This window comes from Helicobacter sp. T3_23-1059 (assembly GCF_053654515.1).
This window is the reverse complement of sequence record NZ_JBSIUV010000201.1, coordinates 1-614: the sequence shown is the minus strand read 5'-3', so window position 1 is coordinate 614 and position 614 is coordinate 1. Positions and strand designations below refer to the sequence as shown.

The 614-nt window shown below is 30.0% G+C and carries 1 protein-coding gene; it reads left to right on the top strand.

Annotation, left to right across the window (positions count from 1 at the left end; all coding sequences use genetic code 11):
- On the top strand, positions 1–593 hold a 593-nt coding region (locus tag ACWIX0_RS14050), incomplete at its 5' end, for a hypothetical protein (RefSeq protein ID WP_454174595.1).
- Between the last annotated feature and the right edge of the window lie 21 nt (positions 594–614).

Here is a 614-nt window from a genome sequence, read left to right as displayed (position 1 = left end):
TAATTTTTTATGATAGTTTATATAAAGTCGCTATTTTGAGCGATGAATCATTGCAAACACAACTAAAAGCAATCCAAAATATCGCTAAAGGCGAACATTTAGATAGTATAGAAAACATTGAAAAAGCACTAGGAAATGTAAATTATCAAAATGATATATGCGCTGTAAGAAGCAAGGGTTTAAGTAGCATATATCCTATGCAGGTTGCCAGACGCAAGGGTATTGATATAACGAAATATCAAGGGGAGGAATGTAGCGATAGCGTTTCTAATGCAATCAATGCAAAAATGACTTTTTTGTATGCCTTATATGGCATTTATAGACTAGAGGCTTTTATAAAATCTAGCAAAATATGCGAATCTATGGATATGTTGTTTAATAATGCTCATTTTTATTCTGTAATAGCTATAAATGGCAACATAACAGATGAAAAATATGCTACATACTCCAAATCACATAAAATTATTTATGAAGTGTTTTACACATTAAGCAAAAAAACTAGTGAGAAAGTAAATAAATATGAGCGTGAAAATAAAAAATGCACTATCACAAAAGCAATATTTCCAAATCCACTACTTGAAACATTGCGATAATTTAGGAAATTAAAATGAGCC